Source organism: Tissierella sp. (genome assembly GCF_052089545.1).
Lineage (GTDB): Bacteria > Bacillota > Clostridia > Tissierellales > Tissierellaceae > Tissierella_A.
Map to the genome: position 1 here is coordinate 1 of NZ_JBQDAA010000057.1, position 4,473 is coordinate 4,473.

5 protein-coding genes are annotated in these 4,473 nt (G+C 28.6%); all 5 read left to right on the plus strand.

Annotated elements, in window-relative coordinates; all coding sequences use genetic code 11:
- Nucleotides 1–528, plus strand: a 528-nt coding sequence (gene dtd, locus ACTHW2_RS05915) for a D-aminoacyl-tRNA deacylase (protein WP_442263046.1), incomplete at its 5' end; no start/stop codon positions are given.
- Between the two features lie 11 nt (nt 529–539).
- Nucleotides 540–1,160 carry an MBL fold metallo-hydrolase gene (locus ACTHW2_RS05920; protein WP_442263047.1) on the plus strand — a complete coding sequence of 207 codons (621 nt, stop codon included), beginning with the start codon at nt 540–542 and terminating at the stop codon, nt 1,158–1,160.
- A 6-nt stretch (nt 1,161–1,166) separates the two neighbouring features.
- Nucleotides 1,167–2,645 carry a coproporphyrinogen dehydrogenase HemZ gene (hemZ, locus tag ACTHW2_RS05925; RefSeq protein WP_442263048.1) on the plus strand — a complete coding sequence of 493 codons (1,479 nt, stop codon included), beginning with the start codon at nt 1,167–1,169 and terminating at the stop codon, nt 2,643–2,645.
- A 51-nt stretch (nt 2,646–2,696) separates the two neighbouring features.
- A complete protein-coding gene (locus tag ACTHW2_RS05930; RefSeq protein ID WP_442263049.1) occupies nt 2,697–3,869 on the plus strand; it encodes an NAD(P)-dependent malic enzyme in 1,173 nt (390 codons plus the stop codon).
- Nucleotides 3,870–3,941: 72 nt separating this feature from the next.
- Nucleotides 3,942–4,473 (plus strand): OB-fold nucleic acid binding domain-containing protein (locus tag ACTHW2_RS05935; RefSeq protein WP_442263050.1); only part of this gene is annotated, 532 nt, incomplete at its 3' end.

A 4,473-nucleotide genomic window follows, 5' to 3' on the forward strand; every position in this document is an offset into this window, starting at 1 on the left:
AATGTAAATAAACGTAGTAAATATGCGAGTTGTAGAGTTCTGCAACGAGCTATAGAATTACTGTTTAGGAGGAATAAAATGAGAGCTGTAGTACAAAGGGTAAAAAGAGCCTCTGTAAGTGTTGATGATAAAAAAATAAGTCAAATAGGAAAAGGCATATTGGTTTTTTTAGGTGTAGGAAAAGAGGATGATATGGTAGATTTAGAATATTTAGTAGATAAAGTATTGGGGCTTAGAATATTTGAAGATGAAAATGAAAAAATGAATCTATCCTTAGTGGATATAGAAGGAGAACTCTTAGTGATATCTCAGTTTACAATTTATGGAGATGTTAGAAAGGGTAGACGTCCTAGCTTTACTGGGGCTGGATCTCCAGAAATTGGTGAAGAATTTTATAAACTATTTGTTGAAAAGGCAAAACAAAAAGGTATAAAAACTCAAGAAGGTAAATTTGGAGCTAACATGCAAGTAGATTTATTAAATGATGGACCAGTTACTATATTATTAGATAGTAAAAAAGGATTTTAGGAGGTAGCAATTTGAAAATTTATAGAATACCGGCAGGATTATATGCAGCAAATTGTTATATAATTGTAGATGAAGATACAAAGAAATCTATTATAGTTGATCCTGGAGGAAATGCAGATGATTTATTAAAATTTATAAAGCAAAATAATTTAGAAATGGAATATATAGTCTTAACACACGGACATGCAGATCATATAGGCGCAGTTATAGAACTTAAAAACGATTTAAATATACCTATTATGGCTCACTCAGATGAACTTGAACTATTAAATAATAGTGATCAAAATTTATCTAGTCAAATGTCTATAAAACCATTAGAAATAAAACCTTCTATACTTGTAAATGATGGAGATAAGTTTAATTTTGGAAATATTGATGTGGAAATTATTCATACTCCAGGACATACTGAAGGTGGAATTTCTTTAAAAGTAGGTAACAATTTGTTTGCGGGAGATACCTTATTTAAAGGATCAGTTGGTAGATCAGACTTACATGGAGGTAATTCATCAGTACTTATAAATTCTATAAGAGAAAAACTTCTAGTATTAAATGAAGATACAATCGTATGGCCAGGACATGGGGACTCAACAACAATAGGAGAAGAAAAACTATTTAATCCATTTTTAAATTAAATAAAGGTGATAAAAATTATAAAATTATATATTGAAGGACATAATTATGGACATGATTTATTTGAATTGATAAGAACCTTTTTTAAAGGTAAAGAAATTAAATTCCTAGATAAGGTAGATTTAGATAGAAATAAAGGGTATTTAATTATAAGTAAATTAACTAATAATAAAGAAAAACCAGTTGCATGTGCAACTATTTATTATAATAATATTATAATGGAAGAAATAAAAGAAGATCTTGAAAGTATAAATATACATTCATACAATAAAAAACAAATTGAAAAACTTGCTATAAAAAAGGTAGTATATAGATCTTTATCTAAATATCTAAATATAATTTTACCCTGGGGGATCCTCACGGGAATAAGACCTGTAAAAGTAGTTCACACTCTTATAGATATGAAGTTTTCTAATGAAAAAGTTTTAAATATTTTAGAAAATGAATATAAATTTACAAGTTCAAAAGCTTTATTAATAGTAAATATAGCCTTATCTCAAAGAAAACATCTATATCCAAGAGATAAGGAAAAATTTAGTCTGTATATAAACATTCCATTTTGCCCAAGTAAGTGCTCATATTGTTCTTTTCCAAGCTTTAAAATAGAAGGAAATGAAGCTATAGTAGAAAAATATATTGACACTTTAATTTTGGAGATTGAATCTACAAAAGATACATTTAAAAATAGAAAGCTGAATACTATTTACATAGGAGGGGGTACTCCAACTTCACTTGAAATACATCAATTAGAAAGAATTATCGATAAGATAAAAACTATATTTCCAAATAGGGTAAAAGAGTTTACGGTTGAAGCTGGAAGACCAGATACTATAAATGAAGAAAAACTTGAAATGTTAAAATCTTATGGAGTAAATAGAATAAGTATAAATCCTCAAACTTTTAACTATAAAACTTTAGAAAGAATTGGAAGAAACCATAATATTCATTCTATAAAAGAATCTTATATTCTTGCTAAAAAAGTAGATTTTGATATAATAAATATGGATATTATATTAGGTCTTCCAGGTGAAAATACTAGAGAATTTAAAAACACTTTAAAAGAAATAAAATCTTTAGATCCTGATAATCTAACAGTACATATTCTGTCTTTAAAGAAAGGATCTCAGTTATATAAAAAGTCTATTAAGGATCTAGAAGACAATAAAAACATTGAAAAAATGGTCGAGATAACATCAGAATATGCTACCAAAGAAGGACTAATTCCTTATTATATGTATAGACAGAAACAAATACTTGGAAACTTAGAAAATATAGGGTATACAAAACCTTCTAAAGAATGCATATATAATATTTCTATGATGGAAGAAAAAGAAACAATAATTGGGTTTGGATTAGGAGCTGTAACAAAAATTTACTATCCTAAAAAAGATAGAATACGAAGAGTACCTAATTTTAAAAGCTTACATGATTATATAAATCGAGTATCTGAAATTATATATAAAAAAAATAATATGAAATTCCATTAGCATTAAAACCCTAGTCTATTTAATTTCACTCAAAGAAAGGACGATTACTTAATGAATTATTCAGAATTAAGTTTACAGATGCATGAAAAAAATAGGGGGAAAATTGAGCTTACATCCAAAGTAAATATAAATACAAATGATGATTTAAGTGTTGCTTATACACCAGGTGTAGCAGAACCTTGTAGAAGAATTTATGGAAATAAAGAAGCTGTATATAAATATACTGCTAAAGGTAATTTGATTGCTGTAATAACGGATGGAAGTGCTGTTTTAGGACTTGGAGATATAGGTCCTGAAGCCAGTATGCCTGTTATGGAAGGTAAGGCTATACTTTTTAAAGAATTTGCTAATGTAGATGCAGTTCCAATTTCTTTAAATACTAATGATGTAGATGAAATAATAGAAACGGTAAAAAGAATATCGCCTACTTTTGGAGGTATCAATTTAGAAGATATATCGGCTCCAAGATGTTTTGTAATTGAAGAAAGATTAAAAAAAGAATTAGATATACCAGTATTCCATGATGATCAACATGGAACAGCTGTGGTAGTAAGTGCTGGACTTATAAATGCATTAAAGCTTGTAAAAAAAGATTTAGAAGATATAAAAGTAGTAATTAATGGTAGTGGAGCGGCTGGAGTCGCTATTGTGCAAATGCTTCTAGGACTTGGAATAAATAATATTATAATGTGTGATAGCAAAGGAATTATATATAAAGACTCACCTACAAATAATTGGGTAAAAGATGAATTAGCTGGTATAACAAATAAGGATGATTTAAGAGGCACTTTAAAGGATGCTATAGTTGGAGCAGATGTATTTATAGGTGTGTCAATTGGAGGCGCTGTATCTAAAGATATGGTAAGATCTATGAATAACGATGCTATTATATTTGCCATGGCAAATCCTATCCCAGAGATTTTTCCAGAGGATGCAATTGATGCAGGAGCAAGAATTGTAGGGACAGGTAGGTCAGATTATCCTAATCAGATAAATAATGTCTTGGCTTTTCCGGGAATATTTAGGGGAGCATTAGACGCTAGGGCAAGGGATATAAATAATAAAATGAATATAGCTGCAGCCTATGCTATTGCAGGAATGATAAATGAAAAGGAACTTAGTCCTAATTTTATAATTCCAAATGCTTTAAATAAAGAAGTAGCTTATAAGGTATCAGAGGCTGTTAAAAAAGAAGCTATAAAATCAAATTTATCAAGAATATAATAAAGGTTTTTATAAATACCTCTCTTTTCTGATAATCAGTCATGAGAGGTGTAATAATTTAGGAGGTTTAACATGGGAAAAGGTATGGGAAATTTAAGAAGAACTGATATGTGTGGAGAGTTAAGAAAAGAAGATGAGGAAAAAGAAGTAGTACTTATGGGATGGGTACAAAGAGAAAGAGATTTAGGCTCTTTAATATTCATAGATTTAAGAGATACAACAGGTATTGTTCAGATTGTATTTGATGACAGCTTAGAAAAAGAAATACTTGAAGAGGTTAAAAAAGTAAAATCTGAATATGTTTTAGCTGTAAAAGGAAAAGTTAGGAAAAGACAATCTATAAACAAAGAAATACCCACTGGAGATATTGAAGTTTTAGCTAGTAAGTTTATAATTTTAGATGAATCTGAAACACCACCTATATATGTAAAAGATGATGATAAAGTATCAGAAAATATGAGATTAAAACATAGATATTTAGATCTTAGAAAACCTTCTATGCAAGAAAATCTTAAAACAAGGTCTAAAGCTTCAAAGGTTATAAGAGACTTTTTTTATGAAAATAATTTCTTAGAAATAGAAACTCCTATGTTAACTAAGCCTA